The 24,114-nt window shown below is 39.4% G+C and carries 20 protein-coding genes, 1 pseudogene and 1 riboswitch; of the genes and pseudogenes, 18 read left to right on the top strand and 3 right to left on the bottom strand.

Going from position 1 to position 24,114, the window contains the following annotated elements; translation table 11 throughout:
* Nucleotides 1-11: 11 nt before the first annotated feature.
* Nucleotides 12-680 (bottom strand): class A sortase, encoded by a 669-nt coding sequence (locus ACHZEU_RS11025; RefSeq protein WP_257961631.1) that lies wholly within the window; start codon nucleotides 678-680, stop codon nucleotides 12-14.
* Nucleotides 681-801: 121 nt separating this feature from the next.
* A complete protein-coding gene (locus ACHZEU_RS11020; protein WP_004231516.1) occupies nucleotides 802-987 on the bottom strand; it encodes a 2-hydroxymuconate tautomerase in 186 nt (61 codons plus the stop codon).
* A 166-nt stretch (nucleotides 988-1,153) separates the two neighbouring features.
* On the opposite strand from ACHZEU_RS11020, the gene ACHZEU_RS11015 reads away from it, so the two are divergent.
* Entirely contained in the window at nucleotides 1,154-1,672 is a 519-nt protein-coding gene (locus ACHZEU_RS11015; RefSeq protein WP_004231517.1) for a YwhD family protein, read from the top strand.
* Between the two features lie 354 nt (nucleotides 1,673-2,026).
* Here ACHZEU_RS11015 and ACHZEU_RS11010 read toward each other — a convergent pair whose 3' ends face one another.
* Nucleotides 2,027-4,081 (bottom strand): transglycosylase domain-containing protein, encoded by a 2,055-nt coding sequence (locus ACHZEU_RS11010; RefSeq protein WP_404804518.1) that lies wholly within the window; start codon nucleotides 4,079-4,081, stop codon nucleotides 2,027-2,029.
* Between the two features lie 300 nt (nucleotides 4,082-4,381).
* Between ACHZEU_RS11010 and speB the strand changes: the two genes are divergently transcribed.
* The 17 genes and pseudogenes from speB (at nucleotide 4,382) to ACHZEU_RS10925 (ending at nucleotide 24,112) form a co-directional block, all read left to right on the top strand.
* The gene (gene speB, locus ACHZEU_RS11005) at nucleotides 4,382-5,254 is read left to right on the top strand and encodes an agmatinase (RefSeq protein WP_004231519.1); all 873 of its coding nucleotides are present in this window, start codon (nucleotides 4,382-4,384) and stop codon (nucleotides 5,252-5,254) included.
* A gap of 164 nt (nucleotides 5,255-5,418) precedes the next feature.
* Nucleotides 5,419-5,694: a hypothetical protein gene (locus ACHZEU_RS11000; protein ID WP_404804517.1), complete on the top strand. Its 276-nt coding sequence runs from the start codon at nucleotides 5,419-5,421 to the stop codon at nucleotides 5,692-5,694.
* 24 nt (nucleotides 5,695-5,718) lie between these two features.
* Nucleotides 5,719-6,351: a membrane protein insertase YidC gene (gene yidC / locus ACHZEU_RS10995; protein WP_404804516.1), complete on the top strand. Its 633-nt coding sequence runs from the start codon at nucleotides 5,719-5,721 to the stop codon at nucleotides 6,349-6,351.
* Nucleotides 6,352-6,506: 155 nt separating this feature from the next.
* A complete protein-coding gene (locus tag ACHZEU_RS10990; protein WP_048393761.1) occupies nucleotides 6,507-6,938 on the top strand; it encodes a DUF1934 domain-containing protein in 432 nt (143 codons plus the stop codon).
* Nucleotides 6,938-8,605, top strand: coding sequence for an arginine--tRNA ligase (argS, locus tag ACHZEU_RS10985; protein ID WP_404804515.1), 1,668 nt, complete (start codon nucleotides 6,938-6,940; stop codon nucleotides 8,603-8,605). Before ACHZEU_RS10990 ends, argS begins: the two co-directional genes overlap by 1 nt.
* 232 nt (nucleotides 8,606-8,837) lie before the next feature.
* The gene (locus ACHZEU_RS10980; RefSeq protein WP_404804514.1) at nucleotides 8,838-9,227 is read left to right on the top strand and encodes a MerR family transcriptional regulator; all 390 of its coding nucleotides are present in this window, start codon (nucleotides 8,838-8,840) and stop codon (nucleotides 9,225-9,227) included.
* A complete protein-coding gene (locus ACHZEU_RS10975) occupies nucleotides 9,220-10,722 on the top strand; it encodes a class I adenylate-forming enzyme family protein (RefSeq protein ID WP_404804513.1) in 1,503 nt (500 codons plus the stop codon). The genes ACHZEU_RS10980 and ACHZEU_RS10975 overlap by 8 nt, the downstream gene beginning before the upstream one ends.
* Before the next feature lies 1 nt (nucleotide 10,723).
* Nucleotides 10,724-12,391, top strand: a pseudogene (locus tag ACHZEU_RS10970) (acyl-CoA dehydrogenase family protein).
* A 57-nt stretch (nucleotides 12,392-12,448) separates the two neighbouring features.
* Nucleotides 12,449-12,632: riboswitch (cobalamin riboswitch) on the top strand.
* A 136-nt stretch (nucleotides 12,633-12,768) separates the two neighbouring features.
* The gene (locus ACHZEU_RS10965) at nucleotides 12,769-13,737 is read left to right on the top strand and encodes an ABC transporter substrate-binding protein (protein ID WP_404804512.1); all 969 of its coding nucleotides are present in this window, start codon (nucleotides 12,769-12,771) and stop codon (nucleotides 13,735-13,737) included.
* Nucleotides 13,734-14,735 carry a FecCD family ABC transporter permease gene (locus ACHZEU_RS10960; RefSeq protein ID WP_404804511.1) on the top strand — a complete coding sequence of 334 codons (1,002 nt, stop codon included), beginning with the start codon at nucleotides 13,734-13,736 and terminating at the stop codon, nucleotides 14,733-14,735. Before ACHZEU_RS10965 ends, ACHZEU_RS10960 begins: the two co-directional genes overlap by 4 nt.
* On the top strand, nucleotides 14,732-16,192 hold the full coding sequence (locus tag ACHZEU_RS10955) for an adenosylcobinamide amidohydrolase (RefSeq protein WP_404804510.1): 1,461 nt from the start codon (nucleotides 14,732-14,734) through the stop codon (nucleotides 16,190-16,192). The genes ACHZEU_RS10960 and ACHZEU_RS10955 overlap by 4 nt, the downstream gene beginning before the upstream one ends.
* A gap of 12 nt (nucleotides 16,193-16,204) precedes the next feature.
* Entirely contained in the window at nucleotides 16,205-16,768 is a 564-nt protein-coding gene (locus tag ACHZEU_RS10950) for a cob(I)yrinic acid a,c-diamide adenosyltransferase (protein WP_004231536.1), read from the top strand.
* 360 nt (nucleotides 16,769-17,128) lie between these two features.
* Nucleotides 17,129-19,360 carry a heterodisulfide reductase-related iron-sulfur binding cluster gene (locus tag ACHZEU_RS10945; RefSeq protein WP_279493847.1) on the top strand — a complete coding sequence of 744 codons (2,232 nt, stop codon included), beginning with the start codon at nucleotides 17,129-17,131 and terminating at the stop codon, nucleotides 19,358-19,360.
* Between the two features lie 196 nt (nucleotides 19,361-19,556).
* Nucleotides 19,557-20,762 carry an acetyl-CoA C-acetyltransferase gene (locus ACHZEU_RS10940; RefSeq protein ID WP_103117415.1) on the top strand — a complete coding sequence of 402 codons (1,206 nt, stop codon included), beginning with the start codon at nucleotides 19,557-19,559 and terminating at the stop codon, nucleotides 20,760-20,762.
* Nucleotides 20,762-21,613 (top strand): 3-hydroxybutyryl-CoA dehydrogenase, encoded by an 852-nt coding sequence (locus tag ACHZEU_RS10935; RefSeq protein ID WP_004269435.1) that lies wholly within the window; start codon nucleotides 20,762-20,764, stop codon nucleotides 21,611-21,613. Before ACHZEU_RS10940 ends, ACHZEU_RS10935 begins: the two co-directional genes overlap by 1 nt.
* 59 nt (nucleotides 21,614-21,672) lie before the next feature.
* Nucleotides 21,673-22,809, top strand: a complete 1,137-nt coding sequence (locus ACHZEU_RS10930) for an acyl-CoA dehydrogenase (RefSeq protein WP_279493849.1) — start codon at nucleotides 21,673-21,675, stop codon at nucleotides 22,807-22,809.
* A 166-nt stretch (nucleotides 22,810-22,975) separates the two neighbouring features.
* A complete protein-coding gene (locus ACHZEU_RS10925) occupies nucleotides 22,976-24,112 on the top strand; it encodes an acyl-CoA dehydrogenase (protein ID WP_016993589.1) in 1,137 nt (378 codons plus the stop codon).
* Nucleotides 24,113-24,114: the final 2 nt, after the last annotated feature.

Raw genomic sequence — 24,114 nt, 5'->3', positions numbered from 1 at the left:
TTCACCTATTTCTAAAATGCTTCTGATAGCTTTTCAGGTGCTTTATCAAATGGATATTGTTGAACAAAATCAGCTTGTATGGCAAGACGCTTTGATCCATTATCAGCACATGTAATGAGTGTTAAAACAGTTTTATTTGGAATATCATCGATTACATAAATATCTGTTGCCGCGATGACTTTTTTAGAAGCTAATTGATATTCATAAATATTGGTTAAATCCGTTACATAGACTGTATCTCCTATACTTGCTTTATATAGAGGACTAAATAAGATATCCTTTTCTTCAAAATAATGTCCTGCTAAGGCGTAATTTCCCTGCCCGAGGCTTTGATTTGGTTTCATGGTACCTGCCCCTACGGCAAGTGCAGCATTTCCAACACCTTTGACAATCGGAAGTTGCATGTCAACACTTGGTATGGCGATACTACCAATTATGGGCATTTTATTGGCCTTTGTTTGAGCCTTTAATACCTCCGCTATGGACAGCGATTGTACATCCTCAAATACATAATCTGCATTAACCTGATTATTCTTTTCAATCTCTTCTACACTGATTTCAGTAGTATTTAATTGATGGCTTAAATGGGCAATGATCGCATTTTGAATGGGGCTGATAAATACAAGTATTAGGCCAAGGACGAGCATAGTGATGAGCAATATTATCTTCAGTTTATTCATGTCGTAGATCACATCCTTGTTTTTGAAATAGAAGGTTTTATTCCAGCAAAAGATGGTTAACTTATGACCATTTTAAAAAAATGGATAGAGCGTTAAGATGCTTGCTCTATCCATCTTACTACTATTTGTCGCTAAAACGAACGCCTGCAACGCCGTAATGGTTTTTAGACATTTCTTCAATAAAAACTGTTACATTTTCTGCAGGTGCATTAACTGTGCGAGATACTGCTTCTGTTACTTCTTTTACAAGAGCACGTTTTTGTTCCTCTGTACGACCTTCAAGCATTTTCACTGTTACGTATGGCATAATATTGCCTCCTTTATAGAATAATGTTGTATAGTTAGTTTATAAGAAAGTATAAACTTCTTACTTGCGTTGAGGCATATACGCAATGGCGAAAATAGTGATTGTTTCGATAAAATATGCGTTGATATGCTTTCCTTTATAATAGCAGAATGGAGGATATTTAAGTATGACAAATGAAGAAAAACCAAAACAAAAAATGGGTTTTACCATTATAAAAAACGATCCAACAGATGGACATAAAGGGTTTGGTATCGGTTCACTTTCATTAGAGAATGTATCGCCTGTAATAGTGGACGTAGAAGAGGGGACGGCTTCTGTTGAAATTGGTGCCATGCATGCAAGAAGTGACGTAGAGCGTGGTATTAAATTTACAATGGACCGTGCTGATTCAGAGGGCGGGAAACCGTATTGGCTCGTGTGGGTGACGATAGACCATAAAGAAAATGGGCCATATTATGCAGGAGTTACAGCCTGTGAGATGGTTGTAAATCGTGAAAAACGACGTGGCTATAAAATTCTAGCTGATCATGTAAATAAAATGGATAAATCCATGAAACGTCATATTATTGTAGAGCATATGGATGCACCGTCTAAAAAAGTGTTAGCTTCTTTCCTTAAACAACTTAATCCAGAATTGTGGGAACGTAGTGAGGAGCAATTGCGTCAAGACTTATTTGTCGAATAGACTTGTAATGATTGAACAATCTGTGACATTTTGCAATCGCTTTCGATATTAGGTTGAAAGTGTGTTTGAAACAAAGTACACTTGATGCAGAGCTTACATTTTAGTAAGCTAGGACACTTGGTATCGCGAATGTGATGAGCGCTATGCGGCATTTGAACAACCCAAACCCAAGCCAAATGCCCCATGATGCTCATACTTCGCGGACCATAAAAAAAGAAAAGCTTTCTGTTCCCACGGACACGTCTCCGGGGAAGAGAAAGCTTTTCTTATTTTTAGTATATCAGTTACTTTGTCGAGAGCCTTCATAGCTAAAAACGTATTAGGATTAAAAAGGTTTCCGAAATTATCTTGTTTTTAGTCCTTAAATATAGAGAATGGTATCATATTCCAAAATTCTCCCCATGTATTACTGTCGAGAATATCGAAGTTTGTACATTTTTCAGTAGGTACATCCTTCGACTCTACATAGACTAGACGTTGTTTAGGACAAGCGTCAGTCGCTAATTTACCTGTTTCAATATCAATGACAACGCCCTCTACACCTTTAGGTTTTTTGAAATCCTCATTTTTTGTACCTTTGTTGACAGTTTCCATAAAGTCAATCCAGATTTGCTTTGTTGCAGCAGTATCTTCCTTCGTGGTAAGGTTTTTAHCCTGATCATAKVCATTCCATACACCABCAGTTAVTTTTGKADTAAAACCAATTAACCATTGATCACTATTCGTAGAACCTGATTTAGCAGCATATGTGTGTGTCATACGTGAACGAATACTGATTCCTGTAGCGGGTGAATAGTCACTGAAAACAGGATCAAAAATACCTGTCATCATTTCTGTTAAGATGTATGCATTTTCTTTAGAAATGGCTGTTTCAGCTTTGCTTGCTACATCTTTGTTTTCATAAATAACATCTCCATGTGCATTTTTAATGGATACAATGGTTGTTGGTGTTGTTTGCTGTCCTTGCGACGCCAAAATATTATATGCATTTGTCATTTCGTATAATGTCGTTTCAATCGTTCCTAGTGCAATGGATAAATTATCCTTCGCACCAATTCCTACATTAAAACGGTTTGCCATATCATGAAACTCTTTGAAGCCAATGTCCTCTAAGGTTTTTACTGCGTAAATATTATCTGAGATAGCAATAGCTTGTGCCATTGTCATATCATGATCTGCAAATTGACCGTTGACGTTTTTAGGTGCATAAGTGCCACGCCCATTATCATACGTAAAAGTTGTTTCACCAACATCTAAAAAAGTTAGTGGCGTGTAACCATTTTCTAGCGCCGCTGCATATAAGATCGGCTTAATAGTAGAGCCTGGTTGACGTTTGGCTTGTGTAACTCGGTTAAATGAGCTTACTGAATAATCACGACCACCGACTAGTGCAGTGACAGCTCCTGTTTTAGATTCCATACTTACAAACGCAGATTGCAGATCATTGGCAGGCATATTTTTGGCTACTGCTTCTTCAGCTGCTTTTTGATGCTCCAGATTAAGCGTTGTTTGAATCGTCCAGCCACCTTCACTAATATCAAGGTTTTTTGATTTTAAGATTTCACTGGCTTCTTGCCAAGCCACATCCAAGAAATAAGGGGCAACAGATTTGGTTGCAACCCAGCTATCATTTTTTAAGACGAGCTGTTCATTTTCAGCACGCGTTTTTTCTTCTTGTGTAATGGCACCTTGGTCTGCCATAAGTKTTAAAATAACGTGTTGACGATTGGTAGCCTTATCTAAATTGGCAATTGGTGAGTAAATACTTGGTCCTTTTGGTACGCCTGTTAGCATTGCTGCTTCAGCAAGCGTTAAATCACTGGCAGATTTTCCGAAATAAAAACGACTTGCAGCTTCTACTCCATACATGCCATGACCGTAATATACCGTATTCAAATAGCCCTCTAGTATTTCGTCCTTGTCATAAAAAACTTCTAATCTATAAGCATACAGGGCTTCGTTTAATTTACGTGTCCAAGACTTTTCATGGGATAGATAAAGGTTACGAGCATATTGTTGCGTAATGGTACTAGCTCCTTGAACCTTACCGCCAGCCTTAATGTCCACTAAAATGGCACCAGCAATACGTGAATAGTCGAAACCGCCATGTTGAWAGAAATCTTTATCTTCAACAGCAACAACTGCTTCCTTTAAATAAGGTGACATCTCATCGAGGCCGACCCAATATCGKCGTTGATTTGTAAAGTGATCCCCAATTTGGTTCTCATTTTCATCTAAGAAAATAGAAGCCTTTGGTACGGTTAAAGGCGGTGCACCAGCCACTTGAACATAGATGCGGAGTGCGACAAACGCTACGACAATTGCAGATGTAAAGGCCACGAATAACGTAAGGCTTTTGCGTGTGCGCTTTACACGTTGTTGCTTTCGATGATAGCTTTTTCGTTTCATCCGACTTCACCTCGTTTTCTCACAACTTCGAACTTAGCTTTAGTATGTGTTCGAACATTCATCTTTAATCGAAATTCTAACTAAAAACTATTGCACTTTATTCAAAAACATCTATACTTTTTTTGTACTACTTGAAATGCTGGCATTCGACAAAAAATCGCACCTTGTAGATTTTAATCGAAATTTGCTAGACGTTCCAATAATGTATACGAGGATAAAAGGATACAGGTTTCATTACAATCCTGTAAGCCATAATAGAAGAAGACGAAAAATGATGATTAATTATATGGAGGGCTAGCAATGAGATTTGATGAAGCTTATTCAGGAAATGTTTTTATAAAAAGTCATCCTACATATGACGACGCACAGGCAGTAATTTATGGTATGCCAATGGATTGGACAGTAAGTTACCGTCCAGGATCACGTTTCGGTCCACAGCGTATCCGTGAGGTATCCATTGGTCTTGAAGAGTACAGTCCATATCTAGATCGTGAGCTTGAGGAAGTAAAGTACTTTGATGCAGGGGATATTCCACTACCATTCGGTAATGCACAGCGTTCTTTAGATGAAATTGAGAAATTTATAGAGAAATTATTAGCGGATGGCAAAATTCCTGTCGGCATGGGTGGCGAGCATCTAGTGTCTTGGCCAGTAATGAAGGCTGTATCAGCTAAATATGATGATCTTGCTATTATTCACTTTGATGCACATACAGATTTACGTGTGGAATATGAGGGAGAGCCACTTTCGCACTCTACACCAATCCGTAAAATTGCGGAACATATAGGACCTAAAAATGTCTATTCATTTGGAATTCGTTCAGGTATGAAAGAGGAATTTGAATGGGCAAAGGAAAACGGCATGCACATTTCAAAATTTGAAGTACTTGAACCGTTAAAAGAGGTCCTACCAACACTAGCTGGACGCAATGTGTATGTAACAATTGATATCGATGTTTTAGATCCAGCACACGCACCAGGCACTGGTACAGTAGACTGTGGTGGTATTACTTCGAAAGAATTACTCGCTTCCATCCATGCTATTGCAGCAAGTGGTGTAAATGTAGTAGGTTTCGACCTAGTTGAAGTAGCACCGATCTACGATTCTTCAGAAATGACAGCAAACACAGCTTCAAAATTATTACGGGAAATGATTTTAGGCTGGGTAAAATAAATAAGATTGGTTGAATGGGGTTTAGCTATGAGCTAGCCCCATTTTWTATTTTTGAAATGAAGAMTGAGCCTTWGCATAAAATTGAAACTTATTTTACTTTGTAGCGTAGATAAGTTAGGTAAAATGTATGTTTCTTCAATTTTAATAAAGGGAGGAGGAGTATTATGATTTGGTCACKTCTCATGAATGATTTATTCATTTTTGTYAGTAYAATGGAATACTTTTGGCTATTAGCATCTTTGGTTTTAACTGTATTAAGTGTTCATTTGCATCTGTATCTCGTCAATAAAATAACCGTTCAAGATGTGAAGGACGAGGAGTTTGAAGTTGACTATACTATCACGAATACTTGGACTCCACCTATGCTAACGTGGTTTGTTCTGTGTATTAGAATGTCCGAAGACAATGAGGAAGAAAGTGTATCTCCTAGTTTGATTTAAACTTTAAAACTAGGAGGACAACCATTGTTAACATTTTTAGCACAACCTATTATTACCCTCATTCATTTCATCCATTCTTTTACAGGTAGCTACGCACTTAGTGTCATTGGTATTACGATTGCAGTCAGATTAATTCTTATGCCGTTATTTATTCGATCGGCAAAACACCAAAAGCACTCAAAAGAATTAATGACTACCATTAAGCCTGAATTAGATGCGCTTACAGATAAATATAAGAATAGTCAAAGCGAATCTGAAAAAAGAATGGTACAGCAACAAATCCAAGAGCTAACTTCAGATTCATTGAAAAGCTCTTTACTAGGTTGTTTACCAATCATTATTCAATTACCGATATTATTTTCACTGTACTACGCGATTAAGCTAGATTCAGTGATTGCCAGTGAAAATTTCCTTTGGATGAATTTAGGGACGATTGATATTGGGATTTCGATGATTGCTTGTTTGATTTATTTCATTCAAAGTTGTATAGCCCTAGAGAAAAGTCAACCATTAAATATGAAGATAATGGTATTTATTAATCCTCTCATGATCCTCAGTTTTAGTCTGTTCAATCCAGCGATTATCCCGATCTATTGGACTGTTAGTGCTTTATTGTTAATAGTTCAACAATTGATTATAAAAAAATGGTATAGATAAAATGAAATCCTCTCTTTCCGTTATGGAAGGAGAGGGTTTTTATTTTCTCGAATAAACTTGTTGAGGAGCTTTACATCACTTCTATCTTGAAAAACCATAAGTATTCATCCTATAATAAAAAGGTTATAGTAAAAGACTAAAAAGGGGCATCCGTTATGGCGAACGAAGTAAGATCGCATGTGAACATAAAGCTCATTTCTACCATTCGTCCAAGTGATGGGGAGTCCGAAAGTTATGAAATGTGGCTCAAAGGGCAGCTACTTGAAAAGGCAGGAAGCTTGTATTTGAAATATGATGAGGTGCAGGAGGATAAAATCGTCCGCACAACGATGAAGTTAGGTCATGAGAAGGCACTAATTATGCGTGCTGGAGCGGTTAATATGCGATTACCGCTGAACATAATCGAACAACAAAAAGGGCATTATGAAAGTGAGTTCGGTTCTATGCCCCTCGTGATTGATACGAAAAATATGACGTTTACAAAACTGGCAACAAGCGGAGATTTCCATGTACAGTACGATTTACTAATGGGTGGGCAATCCGTTGGCAACTATACATTAGATATTACATTTACGGAGGTACAATGATGAACGCAGTAGAACAAGTACAACAGGCTATTAAAGCAGCGATCGTGCAGGCTGTTGAAAAAGCTGGTCTAGTTRAGGCTGGCACAGAATTATCGATTCACCTAGAAACACCAAAGGATAAAGCAAATGGTGACTATGCAACAAACATTGCGATGCAATTAACGAAGTTAGCTAAAAAGCCACCACGTGCTATCGCCGAAGCTATTTTAGAAAATCTTGATCCATCAGGCACTGATATTGAAAAGATTGATATTGCTGGCCCAGGCTTCATGAATATCACAGTGCGTAAAGATTTCCTAACAGAGGTAGTGACACAGGTGCTTGAGCAAGGTACGGACTATGGCCGCTCAAATGCTGGTGCTGGGGAAAAGATTCAAGTGGAGTTCGTTTCAGCAAATCCTACTGGAGATCTTCACCTAGGACATGCTCGTGGTGCTTCTGTTGGTGATTCCTTATGTAATGTGTTGGATATGGCTGGTTACAGTGTCTCTCGTGAATATTATATTAATGATGCAGGTAATCAAATTAATAACTTAGCTTATTCATTAGAAGCTCGTTATAAACAAGCATTAGGAATGGAAGCTGAAATGCCAGAAGACGGCTATCATGGGCAAGATATTATTGATATTGCGGGTAAATTAGCAAAAGAGCATGGTGATGCAATTTTAGCAAAATCAGATGATGAGCGTTTTGCCTTCTTCCGTCAGCACGGTTTAGCTTTAGAATTAGATAAATTAAAAACAGACCTAGCAAACTTCCGTGTAAATTTTGATGTCTGGTATTCTGAAACGTCTCTATATGAAAACGGGAAAATCGAAGTAGCTTTAGATAAATTAAAAGCTAATGGACATGTGTTTGAAGAGGATGGTGCTACTTGGTTCCGCTCTACAACATTTGGTGATGATAAAGATCGTGTGCTAATTAAAAATGATGGGTCATTCACATATTTAACACCAGATATTGCTTATCACGAAGACAAAATTGTCCGTGGCTTCGATAAATTAATCAATATTTGGGGAGCTGATCATCACGGATATATTCCACGTATGAAAGCAGCGATTCAAGCACTTGGTTATGATCGAGATACGTTAGAAGTGGAAGTTATTCAAATGGTTCAGCTTTATAAAAACGGAGAAAAATTCAAAATGTCTAAGCGTACAGGGAATGCAGTAACTATGCGTGAGCTTGTAGAAGAGGTTGGTCTTGACGCAGTTCGTTACTTCTTTGTAAAAACAGCTGGCGATTCTCATATGGACTTTGATCTTGACCTTGCAGTATCACAATCTAATGAAAACCCTGTGTACTATGCACAATATGCGCATGCACGTATTTCATCTATTTTACGTTCAGCAAATGAACAAGGCTTTGCTGCTACAACAGAACATCTCAATTTATTAACAGCAGAAAAGGAAATTGATTTACTGAAAAAGATTGGTGATTTCCCGAAAGTGGTAGCGGAAGCAGCGAAACACCGCACACCGCACCGTATCGCAAACTATATTCAAGAAACAGCAGCTGCATTCCACAGCTTCTATAATGCAGAAMRMGTATTAGATGCTTCAAATAAAGAGTTAACAGAGGCTCGTTTAGCATTAATTACGGCTGTCCGCACAACAATTGCGAACGCATTACGTTTAATCGGCGTATCTGCACCTGAAAAAATGTAATAAAACTTTAGGCTCCTAACATGAAAAGTGTTAGGGGCTTTTTTTAATGGATAGAAGGCTGAATATGAGAGATAAAGTTCCGAATGTGTTGGATAGAAAGACAAAAGAAACGGATAAAACGTGGGADATTAGCTGTCCCAAACTTTATTTTTCTGTTAATTCCGAAAATTTTGTTGAAGTYTACGTTAACGTYAATGGTATACTGTTGCCAATTAGGAAAGGGGASATGGTTTTGAAGACGATTCAGGAGGNNGCAAAGGAGTTTAATGTGTCTACGCGGACAATACGTTATTATGAGGAACTTGGGCTTCTTTGCCCCCATCGTTCATCTACCAACCAACGAACCTTTTCCAAAAAAGAATTGGCGAAACTCAAGCTTATTTTCAGAGGCAAGCGGTACGGATTTTCTTTAGAGGAAATCAAAGAGATGGTTTTACTATTTGATTTTGATCGCTCAGGAATTCAGCAATTAGAGCGAACGGTTGAATACGGGGAACAAAAAATTCAAGAGATTGACAGTAAAATAGCTGAGCTGACGCAGATGAAGCATGAGTTACAACAAATGCATGGCATGTTTAGCGAAAAATTAGCGACTTTAAAGGGAGAGATGCAAGATGAATAGTTCCAATTTATTAGCACGTAATGCCCGTAAGTATCCGAAAAATGAAGCCGTTATTTGTCATGGCAGAAGAGTAACCTACCAAGATTTAGATAAGCAGGTGACATGTTTTAGTAATGCTTTACTAGAGCAGGGAGTAAAGCAGGGGGATAAGGTTTTAATTTTTATGCCAAACGTTTTAGAGTTTGTTGTCAGTTACTTTGCTATTCAGCGTATTGGAGCGATCGTTGTGCCAGTCAATGCGAAGTTTACATTGCAAGAAGTAGAGTACGTGGCGCAGCATGCCGAGGCGAAGGCAATTGTCGTACATGAGGCTATTTTTGCAGCAGTTGAACAGCTAGCCGGTATTCCGTTAAAAATTAAAACAGGTCAAGAAAAAGTGGGATGGCATCAGTATGAATCAATGCTTCAAAATGCTAGTACACAAACAATTGATTGTCAGTTACAAGAGGATGACCCTTCCACGATTTTATATACATCTGGCACGACAGGAAAACCAAAGGGTGTGTTATTTAGCTACCGTAATATTTTAACAGTGGCGCAAATGATAGCTGTTGAAATGGAGGTAAAGCCTGAGAGCCGTATTTTGCTTATGATGCCATTAACACACTCTGCACCATTACATTTATTTTTAATGGCGGGTGTATTGGTAGGCTCAACAAATGTATTAACACCAACTTTTACACCCGATTTATTCATTGATTCCATTGAAAAGGAGAAAACAACACATTTCTTTGGTGCACCTGTTGCTTATTTATTAACGGCACAACTGCCAAGGCTACATTCGGCAGATTTGTCTTCTATGAAATGGTGGGTCTATGGTGGGGCACCGTTATCTCAAAGTGAGGTTCGGTTCATTCAGCAGGCATTCCGCACAAATAATTTGACTTGTGTATATGGATTAACAGAGGCAGGTCCAAGTGGCTCATTATTATTTGGCAAGGAGCATGAAGCAAAGGCAGGAAGTATTGGTCAGCGGGCGCCACTTGGTACAGAGTTGCGTATTGTGAATGACAGTGGAGAAAATGTAAATGTAGGCGAAGTGGGGGAAATTGTCTTGTTGGGTGAGGGCAACATGCTTGGCTACTATAAGGATGAAGTAGCTACTAATGAAGCCTTTATTGATGGTTGGTTAAAAACCGGAGATCTAGCTCGCAAGGATGAAGATGGTTTTATTTGGATCGTAGATCGTAAAAAGGATGTCATTATTTCGGGAGGTGTCAACATTTATCCGAAAGAAATTGAAGATTGTTTATTGAGCTTTGAAGGTATATTCGAGGTTGCGGTAATTGGTGTACCACATCCGCAATGGGGGGAAACTGTAAAGGCGGTGTATTCTGCTAAACAAGACATCCATGAGGAAGCTTTGAAAGCTTATTTAGAGGAGCATCTTGCAAAGTTTAAAATACCACGTATTTTTGAAAAAGTAGAAGCGCTACCACGCAATGCATCAGGCAAAATATTAAAACAAAATTTAAAGGGGCAAGAGGTGAGATAGCATGAAAGTATTACAACAAGAAGCAATGCGTACTACGAACTTTTTTACTGAAGATGACACGCTTCAAAAAATAGTGGAAATGATGTTAGATAAAGAGTTTTTATCCTATGCCCAACGAGAGTTAACAGATTTTGGTGAGCTATGTGCAGGTGATATTGATGCGAGGGCAAAGCATACAGATCGACAGGGTGAGCCTCGCCTTCAAAGATATGATGCCTATGGTGAAGAGATATCAGAGGTTTGGGTTAATGATGGCWWYRWMARARYKRTTGAAGAGACATATAATACTGGGATTGTAGGTTATGTACACAAGCATATTCCGCAGCTAGGACACAAGGGGAATTATGTTTATAGCTTTRCACAAGGTTATTTGCTATCACATGCAGAGCCCGGTTTTTATTGTCCAGTAACATTGACAATGGCAACTGCCTATCTATTAGATCATTATGCAGATGAAGAGGTAAAGCAGCGTTTTTTACCACATGTGTGTGCAACAGGTGACACAGATTTATATGAAGGTGCGACCTTTTTAACAGAACGTCAAGGGGGCTCTGACGTAGGTGCAAATGTGGTGGAGGCGAGAAAGGATGGCACTGCTTATCGTCTATATGGTGAAAAATATTTTGCATCCAATGCGGGCATGTGTGGTGTAGCGATGGTATTAGCACGMCTAGAAGGTGCGCCAGCAGGTTCCAGAGGCTTAACATTGTTTGCAGTTCCTTGGCGCAAAGAAGATGGAACAACAAATCATCTACGTATTCGCCGACTGAAAGATAAGCTAGGCGTTCGGGCAGTTCCCTCTGGTGAGGTAGAATTTGATGGTGCACTTGCCTATGTTGTAGGGGAGCAAAATAAAGGGATTTATTATATGCTAGAAGCACTAAATCTCTCTAGAATTTGTAATGCAGTCGCTTCAATTGGTATTATGCGTCGCGGCTTCTTAGAGGCAAAACATTATGTAAGCAATCGACATGCATTTGGCAAGCCCTTAACACAGTACCCTATGATTCAGGATACTTTAGGGAAATTTGCAGCTAAGTTGCACGTGGAAGTAGCGACAGTTTTTGATCTTATCCAATTATACGATAAAGTGACAAGTGGACAGGGAACTCAGCAAGATCTTATTATGAATCGTTTATATATTGCCATTATGAAAAAGGAAACAGCAGAGCAAGCTGTTCATTATGCTAGTGAGGCAATTGAATTACACGGAGGTAATGGCTATATAGAAGACTTTGTAACGCCCCGCTTATTAAGAGACGCCCAAGTGTTAACGGTGTGGGAGGGTACGGCTAATATTTTGGCCTTAGAACTCATTCGTTTAGTAGATAAGTTTCATGCTCATGAACTGTTTGTACAGGAGATGGAGGAACGATTAGACAAATTAGCTGACAGCTCACTAGTACAAATCGTTAAAGAACAATTGGCGAATATGTCTGTGAAACTGCAAATTTTTAGCGCTTTAGACGAGGCAACGAAAACTTTTGAAGCTAAGGGTATGGCGGAAAAAATGGCTCACCTTTATGAAAGTGTCATAGCGGTTGAGTGGGCACATAAATTTGGTGGGAAATATGAAAAACTAGCGGACGTTTATTTAGAACAGACATGGTCATTAAGAGAAATGGGTGCTCAAATGAAAACAGTCCAATACTTTTCTGAAATTGTATAATGGCCGGGGAGTCGTCTTGAATGGAGGCGACTTTTTTCATTTTCATGTATAATGAAATCAACTGAATATTATMAAGGTTCTTTACTTAAGTAAAGTGAAAAGGGAAATCGGTGTAATTCCGATGCGGTCCCGCCACTGTAAGTGTGAGTTTTTTCAAATGATGCCACTGAAGATTTCGGGAAGGCTTGAAAAATCGCAAGTAGCACTAGCCAGGAGACCTGCCTTTATAACGACATGACAACCTACGAGGATAGGGTGGTGGATTTTGTATCAGTTTTTTTGGTGCGATTTTGCCCCCTCATCGATCAAAGATGAGGGGTTTTATTTTGATGTAGAATAAAGCGAAATGTCGCACGGATCAACGAAGGAGGATTCACATGAAGAAATTTTGGAAAATAGGATTATCAGCATTTTTAGCAGTAGGCTTGCTAGCTGCTTGTGGGCAGGAAGCAAAAGATAACAAGCCATCTAACGAGCAGCAAACACAGCAAGAAACAGCACARGTGGATGAAGCAACATTCCCAATGACGATAACAGATGCCCTTGGTAAGGACATTACACTTGAAGCACCTCCTGAGAAAATTGTTTCACTTATTCCAAGTAATACTGAAATCCTTTTTGGACTAGGTTTAAATGATGAAATAGTTGGTGTTACGGACAACGACGATTATCCGCCAGAGGCAGCTGAGAAGGATAAGGTTGGCGGTATGGAATACGATATTGAAAAAATTATTGCCTTAAAACCAGATATCGTTTTTTCACACGAATCTAGCATGTCTCTTTCAGAAGAGGCTATTGCACAGCTTGAATCAGCAGGTTTGAAAGTATTTGTTGTAAAAAATGCACAAGACTTTAATGAAACATATACAACAATTGAGCAACTTGGACGTGCTACAGGGAAATTACCAGAGGCAGAAAAAATTGTCGCTAATATGAAGGCAAAAGTAGAAGAAGTTTTGTCTAAAGTCAAGGATGTTGAACCCAAAAAAGTGTTAGTTGAAGCATCAGATGAGCCAGATATTTATACAGCTGGCAATGGTACATTTATGAACGCTATGCTTGAAATGATCAATGCAGAGAATGTAGCTGTAGATGGCGATAATTGGTATAAAATTGATGCAGAACAAATTATCGCAAAAAATCCAGATGTCATCGTGGTGACATATCATTATKTACCAGATAWTTTAACGAAAATAMCAAAACGTGCGGGCTTTKATACGATTAATGCCGTAAAAAATAATGCGATTGTGCAGGTAGATGAAAGTACGACAAGTCGTCAAGGGCCACGTTTAGCTGAAGGTCTAGAAGAATTAGCAAAAGCAATCTATCCTGAGGTATTTAAGTGAAAAAAATAGCACTAGCCTATACATTAACATGTACGCTTCTTCTTATTAGCATCTGGTGTGGCGTAGCGATAGGCTCGGTTCATATTCCATTAGAAGTATTGTGGAATAAGGCGGTTGATGAAACAGCCGCCAATATCTTTTGGAAAATTCGTTTGCCTCGCGTGTTATTAGCGGGACTAGTAGGCGCATCTCTAGCTATTGCTGGAGCAGCTTTCCAAGGTTTATTAAAAAATCCATTAGCAGATCCATATACACTAGGGGTTTCATCAGGGGCTTCTGTTGGTGCTGTTTTAACGATCTTTTTTAGTATTTCTATACCTGTTGTCGGTTTGTATGCGCTGCCAATCTTCMGTATGATTGGTGCTATCATTACGATGGTAGTTGTTATGAGCTTTGCTAGACTCGTAGACCGCTCATTAAAAATGGAAACGTTGATATTAACAGGTGTTATTTTTAGTTCTTTTTTAGGTTCCCTTATTTCATTAATGATTGCCTTATCTGGTGAAGAATTACGTCAGGTAATAGKCTGGCTACTTGGTTCTGTTTCGATGCGTGGTTGGCCATATGTCCAAATGATCATTCCTTTTGTGATTGTTGGTTCAATTATGCTATGGACACAAAGACGAGAATTAAATGTTTTGTTGTATGGTGAAGAGCGAGCAAAACATTTAGGTGTTAATGTAAAGCGCAGTAAATATTTGATATTAACAGGTGGCTCCATGCTAACTGGAGCAGCTGTAGCAGTTTCTGGCACAATTGGCTTTGTAGGATTAGTAGTGCCGCATATGACAAGGATGATTTGGGGTTCTGATCATCGCCACTTATTACCATTATCTTTTTTCAATGGTGCAACATTACTCATTATTTGCGACTTAGTAGCACGAACAATCATTGTGCCAAGAGAGCTACCAATTGGTGTTATTACGGCATTTATTGGAGCACCTGTTTTCTCCTATATTTTTTATAAGCAGCGAAGAAGCAAGGGGGTACGGGCATGATTGTTGTTGAACATCTATCAGGTGGCTATGAAGATGTACCAATCGTCAGGGACATTAGTTTTACTGTTGAAAAAGGAAAAATTCTTGGCATTCTAGGGCCGAATGGTAGCGGGAAATCCACATTATTAAAAGTAATGAGTGGTATTTTACCAGCTACTGCTGGAACCGTTTCGATTGATGGACAAAATATTCTTTCTTATAATGCTCGTGCTTTGGCGAAAAAAATGGCTGTATTACCACAGCTTCATGCAAATGCTTTCTCGAACAGTGTGAGAGAGGCAGTTTCACTGGGGCGCTACCCGCATCAAACAGGCTTTTTCTCGAGTTGGTCTGCACAAGATGAGAAGGCAGTTCAACATGCAATGCTTCAAACAGGTGTAAAGCGATATGAGCATACACCGATGGAATTTTTATCTGGCGGTGAACAACAAAGAGTTTTTGTTGCACAGTCATTAGCTCAAACAGCTGAAATCTTACTKCTGGATGAACMAACGAATCATCTTGATATTGCACACCAACGTCAAATTTTAGATATGGTTCGGAAGGAAGCCATGGAGTGTGGTTTAACAGTCGTTATGGTACTACACGATATGAATTTAGCCTCTCTTTATTGTGATGAATTATTGCTGATGGAAAGCGGACAAATGAGAGCACTTGGTGCACCACATGAAGTATTAATTGCCTCCCAAATTGAAGAAGTTTATCAAGCACGGGTGACTACATATGCTCACCCTGAAATACCAAAACCTCAAATTACAATGATGCCCGCAGCTACAGACTATCAGCAGCGAGCTGTCATCAAAAAAGAGCACTTTACGATAACTGAACAATATATCCAACTTCAATCAGAGCTTCCTCTGAAGACCGTATCTTCTGCAGTTCATAACCCAGGTATTGGCTGGCATAATTGCTTATTAAATCGCTCAGTTCCTGGTGATTATGTCATTAGTGATGTGAAACGAGAAGTTAAAGAATTTTTGAAAAGGGAAAATTTTTCATCTACAAATACTGTTGTTATGCTAACAGCAGTACCAACAGCTCTAGTGGCCATCAATGAATTTTCAGCACCTTTTGGCAGTATAATCGTAGCTGTAACAGCTGGCGTAGGCAATGCAGTTGATGTATCTCGAGTACATGAAAGACAAGATGATCCATATATTGGTACTATTAATACATGGGTTATCGTTAATGGTTGTTTATCGGAAGAGGCATTTTTTCAGGCATTGATGACAGCAACTGAGGCAAAAACAAAGGCGTTGCAATCAGAAAATATTCGTGATGAGCGGAGTGGAACAATTGCAACAGGTACTGCTACAGATAGTCTGTTAATTGCTGCAACTCAAAAAGGAGAAGAAATGCTGTATGGTGGCCCAATTACGGAAGTTGGTAAAATGATTGCAAAGGGTGTCTATGAAACAACAGTTCATGCGATTAGGAATTATAAAAACCAGTTTTAGGAGATGAGARAAATGAAGCTTTACACGAAAACAGGCGATACGGGGAAAACAAGTCTTATTGGAGGACGGGTTGATAAAGATAGTTTACGTGTGGAAACATATGGGGCAATTGATGAATTAAATTCCTTTATTGGGAAGGCCGTAAGTGAATTAGATCAAGCGCTTTTCAAGGATATTTTAACAGACCTAGAGACAATTCAGCATGAGTTGTTCGATGCTGGTGGAGACCTTGCTAATGTGATGAAAGAACGTCATTATAAATTAACAGAGCAACCGATTGAAGTACTTGAAGCTCGTATAGATGCTTTATCAGACGAAGCGCCACCTTTACAACGTTTTATTTTACCAGGAGGTGCACCAGCAGCGGCAACTTTACACATTGCACGCACGGTTGCACGCCGAGCAGAGCGTGAAATGGTGACACTTATGAAAGAAGTTGAAGATGTACCAAAGGTTGTACAAAAATATTTAAATCGCTTATCGGATTATTTATTTGCAGCTGCACGTGTTGTAAATGCTCGCTTAAACGTAGCAGATGTTGAATATATTCGCAGTGGGAATGTTTTTAAAAAATAAAGTTTGATTTAAAAAATGTTTTTGTACAAAAAATGAATTTCCAGATGTTAAGCTACGGGGCGGTATAGGTTTGTATGCAATTTAGCAGATGTTCAAAAAGTCTACTGAATATGCGACATCCCCCTAAGTATAATAGTTAAGGAAAGTAAAAATTGCTACTTTGAAAAATTCAGGGTGGCTTTTTTTCTTGTAAAATGTAAGAATATAAAATTATCAGAAATATTTCCGTTTTATGTTGACTGAATGCTCACTCATTTATTAGAATAGGAATATAATGATAAAGTGAAGTACATTTCTGTTTGAACTAGCAAATTCGTCACAAAGAGAGAAAATTACGACAAACTAAAGGGGGGACCAACCATGAGTCCATTATTAATTGCTAACATTGTCTTAACAGTCGTGGTTGTGCTTTATGCAGTAGGATTGTTCTTCTACCTGTTGAAAACACGCTATAAGTATGTGCAATTGGGGAAAAAGGTTGAGTTTGATGAAAGTGTTAAAGAACGACTTCGTTATATTATGGTCAATGTATTTGGTCAAAATAAGCTATTAAAGGATCCAAAGAGTGGTTTAATACATGTTATGTTTTTCTATGGATTTTTGATGGTACAGTTAGGGGCCATTGATTTAATTTGGAAAGGACTAGCACCAGAGTCACATCTGCCACTAGGCATTTTCTATGGTGTCTTTATATTCTTCCAAGAATTGGTGGTTTTAATGATTTTAGTCGCGGTAGTGTGGGCATTTTACCGCCGCTATGTTGAAAAGCTAGTGCGTCTAAAACGAGGATGGAAAAACGGCCTTGTATTAATTTTCATTGGTGGGTTAATGGTATCTACATTAATCGCTAATGGTATGGGATTAATTTGGCATGGTGAGGGATTAACTTATACGGAGCCAGTTGCTTCAAGTATTGCTGCTATTTTTGGCTTCCTACCTACATCAGTTGCCGCTGGTGTGTTTTATGTAATGTGGTGGGCACACCTTTTAATTCTATTAACATTCCTTGTATACGTACCGCAGTCTAAACATTTCCACTTAATTGTCAGTCCACTTAATGTTTACATGAATCGTTTAGATCGTACGGGTACATTAACACCAATTGATTTTGAGGCCTTGGAAGAAGCTGGAGAAAATGCTGAAAGCGAAGAGGATATGCCTTCTATTGGGGTAGGACGCATACAGGACTTCACACAAAAGCAAATGCTTGATCTATATTCTTGTGTAGAATGTGGACGTTGTACAAACATGTGTCCAGCAACAGGAACAGGAAAAATGCTGTCTCCTATGGATTTAATCGTAAAATTGCGTGACCATTTAACATTTACGGGCGCAGTCGTAACAAAACAAAAACCATGGGTGCCTTATCAATTCTTTGCCAATACAAAGGGTAACCAGCTTGCAATTGCAGCTGGTGCTGAAGGTGCTGTAATTGAGAATATCTACAGTCCATCTTTAATTGGCGATGTCATTACAGAAGAGGAAATTTGGGCTTGTACGACATGTCGTAACTGTGAGGATCAATGCCCTGTAATGAATGAGCATGTTGATAAAATTATTGATCTACGTCGTTATCTAACAATGACTGAAGGGAAAGTAAATCCTGATGCTCAACGTGCAATGACGAATATCGAACGACAAGGTAATCCTTGGGGCCTAAACCGCAAGGAAAAAGAAAATTGGCGTGATCTAGATCCAACAATCCAAATTCCAACTGTAAAAGAGCTGAAAAAATCTGGCGAGGAAATGGAGTATTTATTCTGGGTTGGTTCGATGGGAGCTTTCGACAACCGCTCTCAAAAAATCGCTTTAGCATTCTGTCGTCTATTAAACGAGGCTGGTGTGAAGTTTGCAATCTTAGGTAATAAAGAGAAAAACTCTGGGGATACACCTCGTCGTTTAGGGAATGAATTCTTATTCCAAGAGCTAGCTACAGCAAATATTGATGAGTTTGAGAAAAATGACGTGAAGAAAATTGTAACAATCGATCCTCATGCCTACAATATCTTTAAAAATGAATATCAAGACTTTGGCTGGAAAGGTGAAGTGTATCATCACACTGAGTTATTAAATCAGTTGATTGAGGAAAATCGTCTAGCTCTAAACTATGAGGTTCATGAAACGATTGTTTTCCATGATTCCTGTTATTTAGGCCGCTACAATGATGTGTACGATGCCCCACGTGAGATCCTTCGAGGAATCCCTGGCGTGAAGCTTGTTGAAATGGAACGTAATCGCGAAACAGCGATGTGCTGTGGAGCTGGTGGTGGATTAATGTGGATGGAAGAGCATGTAGGAAATCGCATAAACGTAGCGCGAACAGAACAGGCTCTTGCAACAAATGCATCAGTTATTTCATCAGGCTGTCCTTACTGCCTAACAATGCTAGAGGATGGTACAAAGGCTAAAGAGGTTGAAGACTCTATTGGAACATTTGATGTTGCAGAATTACTAGAACGTTCTGTGTTCGGTGAAAAAGTAAAGGCAGTTAATCCTTCTTCCGAAGAAACAGAAGAAACATACGAAGAAGTGGTAGCGTCTATAGAAAATGTTCAACAAGACGAGAATACGGAAGCGAACGCAGAAAAATGATTGCTATTGCAGAAATATTTTAGTTATCTGAAAAATATAAATTGCACAATAAAAAATTGTTTTGTAGAATAAGATTAAATGGGAATGGGAGTTGAGATAGTAAACTCCCATTTTTCCTCGATAGAAGTCGAGCGAGCGTTCAGTCAATAATGCTTTGCATCTTCATCGAGAACGTAAAACAAAAGGGGTGTTTTACTTGAATAGAGCTGTAATTTTAGCAGGAGCAAGAACTGTGTTTGGTAAATTTGGAGGTTCATTATCAGCATTACATGCAAGTGATTTAGGTGCGATTGCCATTAAAGGGGCATTAGAGAAGGCAAATCTTGCACCTGAGCAAGTGGATGAGGTAATTTTAGGTTCTGTTTTACAAGGGGGACAGGGGCAAATTCCTTCTCGACAGGCTGCGCTGAAGGCCAATTTACCAACAGCAGTAAAAACAGAAACAATCAATAAAGTTTGTGCTTCAGGGATGCGTGCGGTGACATTAGCAGATCAATTGATTCGTTTAGGGGACGAAGAAGTGATTATTGCGGGTGGCATGGAATCTATGTCCAATGCACCATATTATCTTCTGAATGGTCGAAATGGTTTGCGTATGGGAGATTCTACAATGGTAGATGGCATGCTATATGACGGCTTAACATGTGCTTTCGATAAAGCAAGACCACATATGGGTAGCTATGGTAATGCAACAGCTAAAGAGTTCTCGCTAAGCCGGGAAGAACAGGACACTTGGTCAGTACGCAGTCATGAACGCGCGTTAGCCGCAATTGAAAAAGGTTACTTCGCTGAAGAAATCGTACCAGTGGAGATTCCTCAACGAAAAGGTGCACCACTTATTGTTGATACAGATGAGGCACCAAGAGCAGGGACGTCTTTGGAAGTACTGGCGAAGCTAAAACCAGCTTTTGACAAGGATGGCACGATTACAGCAGGTAATGCACCTGGGGTTAACGACGGTGCATGTGCACTTGTCGTTATGAGTGAAGAACGTGCAAAACGTGAAGGTAGAGAACCATTGGCAGTAATCATTGGTCACGAAGAACTTGCGCTTGAGCCAGAAAACTTCCCGCAAACACCAGGTCTTGTTATTAATAAATTACTGAAAAAGACTAACAAATCATTAGCAGATATTGATTTAATTGAAATCAATGAAGCCTTTGCAGCGGTAGCTTTAGTCAGCAAGCAGTTGGCAGATTTAGATGCAGAAAAAGTGAATGTTAATGGCGGTGCAGTTGCTTTAGGTCATCCGATTGGGGCATCTGGTGCACGTATAATATTAACACTTGCACAGGAATTGAAGCGTCGTGGCGGTGGCATTGGCATTGCCGCAATTTGTTCAGGCGGCGGCCAAGGTGATGCAATTATGATTGAAGTACCAAAAACAGGGGGACTGAACTAATGGGAATTCAAAAGGTAATGGTCATTGGTGCAGGGCAAATGGGCTCTGGTATTGCCCAAGTTTGTGCACAAGCAGGCTTTGATGTGAAATTGAACGATATCAAACAAGAATTTTTCGAGCGTGGATTAGGGGTTATTACGAAAAATTTATCACGTGATGTAGAAAAGGGTCGTAAAACTGAAGATGAGAAGGCTGCTGTTCTAAGTCGAATTAGTATGTCGCTAGATTTACAAGATGCTAGTGATGTAGATATTATCATTGAAGCAGCTGTGGAAAATATGGAAATTAAGCAATCCATCTTTAAGCAACTTGATGGCATTGCGCCAGCACATGCTATTTTAGCTACGAATACATCTTCACTGCCTATTACAGAAATTGCAGCAGTAACAAAGCGTCCAGAGCAAGTAATTGGTATGCATTTTATGAACCCTGTACCAGTTATGAAACTTGTTGAAATCATTCGAGGTTTAGCAACAACAGATGAAGTGTACAAAGCTGTCGAAGAGATGACGGTTAAATTATCGAAAACACCAGTAGAAGTGAATGATTTCCCAGGATTTATTTCAAACCGAATCCTACTACCGATGATTAATGAAGCGATTTACGCACTTTACGAAGGTGTGGCAACAAAAGAAGCAATTGATGATGTGATGAAGCTTGGTATGAATCATCCGATGGGGCCATTAACATTGGCAGACTTCATTGGTTTAGATACTTGTCTTTACATCATGGAAATTTTACATGAGGGTCTTGGAGACAGTAAATATCGCCCTTGCCCACTGCTACGTAAATACGTTGCAGCTGGCTGGTTAGGTAAGAAATCAGGAAGAGGTTTTTACGTTTACGAATAATCCTATGGGGATGGGGTTATTTAGATGTTTCGGGACAACTTAGAGGGGTGACATTATAGATGCATTTGCAATTTACAGATGAGCAAATTATGATGCGCGATATGGTTCGTCAATTTGCTCAGGAAAAAATTCAACCATGGGTGGAGCGAATGGAAGCGGGAGAATTTCCACGTGAGCTTCTACAGCAAATGGGTGAACTTGGCTTAATGGGGATTACGACTCCAGAAGACTTAGGTGGCTCTGGTATGGATTTTACATCTTATATTATTGCGATTAATGAACTATCAAAAGTAAGCGCTGTAATGGGTGTTATTTTATCCGTCCATACTTCAGTTGGAACGAATCCAATTATTTACTTTGGGAATGGAGAACAAAAGAAACGGTATGTACCAAAGCTTGCAACAGGCGAATATTTAGGTGCATTTTGTTTAACAGAACCAAGTGCAGGCTCAGACGCTGGCTCTTTACAGTCAAAGGCAGTGCGTGATGGCGATGAATATGTGATTAACGGCTCCAAAGTATTTATTACAAATGGTGGAGAAGCTGATGTCTATATTGTATTCGCATCTACTAACCCAGCTGAAAAAACAAAGGGTATCTCAGCATTTATTGTTGAAAAGGGAACACCTGGTTTAATCATCGGAAAAGATGAGCATAAGATGGGCTTACACGGCTCACGTACAGTTCAGCTGACATTCGATAATTGTCGCATTCCAGCCGACAACCTACTTGGGGAAGAGGGAGAAGGCTTTAAAATTGCGATGGCCAATTTAGATGTTGGACGAATCGGCATTGCGGCACAGGCGTTAGGAATTGCTGAGGCGGCACTAGAGGCGTCTACTGCTTATGCTAAAGAACGCATTCAATTTGGTAAGCCGATCGCCGCACAACAAGGTGTTGGCTTTAAGCTTGCGGATATGGCAACGGCTGTTGAATCTGCAAAACTGTTAGTCTATCGTGCAGCCGATTTACGTGCAAAAGGTTTACCATGTGGAGCAGAAGCTTCAATGGCTAAACTTTTCTCATCACGAACAGCGGTACAAACGGCAATAGAGGCTGTTCAAATATTTGGCGGCTACGGCTATACGGAAGATTATCCAGTAGAGCGCTATTTCCGCGATGCAAAGGTGACAGAAATCTATGAAGGTACAAGTGAAATTCAACGACTAGTCATTAGTAAACATTTACTGAAATAAAGCCTGATATTGCGAATGGTACAAAGTGATGGAAACCGTTCAAGAGTGAGGGGAAAACGTTTATTAAGGGTGTGAACTGCTCTGAAATAAGGCAAACCCGCTCAATCCAACCTAACAATAATCAGGTAACACAAAACAGAGTCTAACTAAAAAGGGGAAATGGACAATGAACTTTCAGTTAACAGAAGAGCATGAACAATTACGTGAAATGATTCGTGATTTTGCTATAAATGAAGTGGCGCCAACAGCTGCTGAACGTGACGAAAATGAAGAATTTGACCGTGCGATTTTCGACAAAATGGCGGAGCTTGGGCTTACTGGTATTCCATGGCCTGAGGAATATGGTGGTGCAGGATTTGATTACCTTGCATATGTCATAGCTGTTGAGGAACTTTCACGTGTTTGTGCTTCGACTGGTGTAACTTTATCTGCACATACTTCACTGGCAGGTTGGCCACTTTACAAGTTCGGTACAGAAGAACAAAAACAAAAATACCTTCGTCCAATGGCTGAAGGCAAACATATTGGTGCATATGGTTTAACAGAACCTGGCTCTGGCTCTGATGCGGGTGGCATGAAAACTTATGCAAAACGTGATGGCGATGATTATATTTTAAATGGCTCAAAAATCTTTATTACGAACGGTGGAGTAGCAGATACATATATTGTATTTGCAGTAACAGACCCAGAAGCAAAACATGGCACATCCGCATTTATCGTGGAAGCTGGATTTGAAGGTTTCTCTGTAGGGAAGAAAGAAAAGAAATTAGGAATTCGTTCATCTCCAACAACAGAGATTATTTTTGATAACTGTCGTGTTCCAAAGGAAAATCTATTAGGGGCTGAAGGGGAAGGCTTTAAGATTGCCATGACGACACTAGATGGTGGACGTAATGGTATTGCGGCTCAAGCAGTAGGAATTGCACAAGGAGCACTCGATGCAGCAGTTGACTATGCCAAAGAACGTGTGCAATTTGGTAAACCGATCACTGCAAATCAAGGCATTTCCTTTAAATTAGCCGATATGGCAACTCAAATTGAGGCTTCTCGACTTCTTACATACCAAGCGGCATGGTTAGAATCTAATAACCTACCATATGGTAAGGCATCTGCAATGGCGAAATTAATGGCTGGCGATACAGCAATGAGTGTAACGACAGAGGCGGTTCAAGTTTTTGGTGGCTATGGTTATACAAAAGATTACCCTGTAGAGCGCTTTATGCGTGATGCTAAAATTACACAAATTTACGAAGGTACGCAGGAGATTCAACGTCTTGTTATCTCGCGTATGCTAACGAAATAATT

Source organism: Lysinibacillus sp. S1, assembly GCF_044986265.1.
GTDB lineage: Bacteria > Bacillota > Bacilli > Bacillales_A > Planococcaceae > Lysinibacillus > Lysinibacillus capsici.
This window is presented reverse-complemented; position numbering and strand designations above follow the sequence as displayed.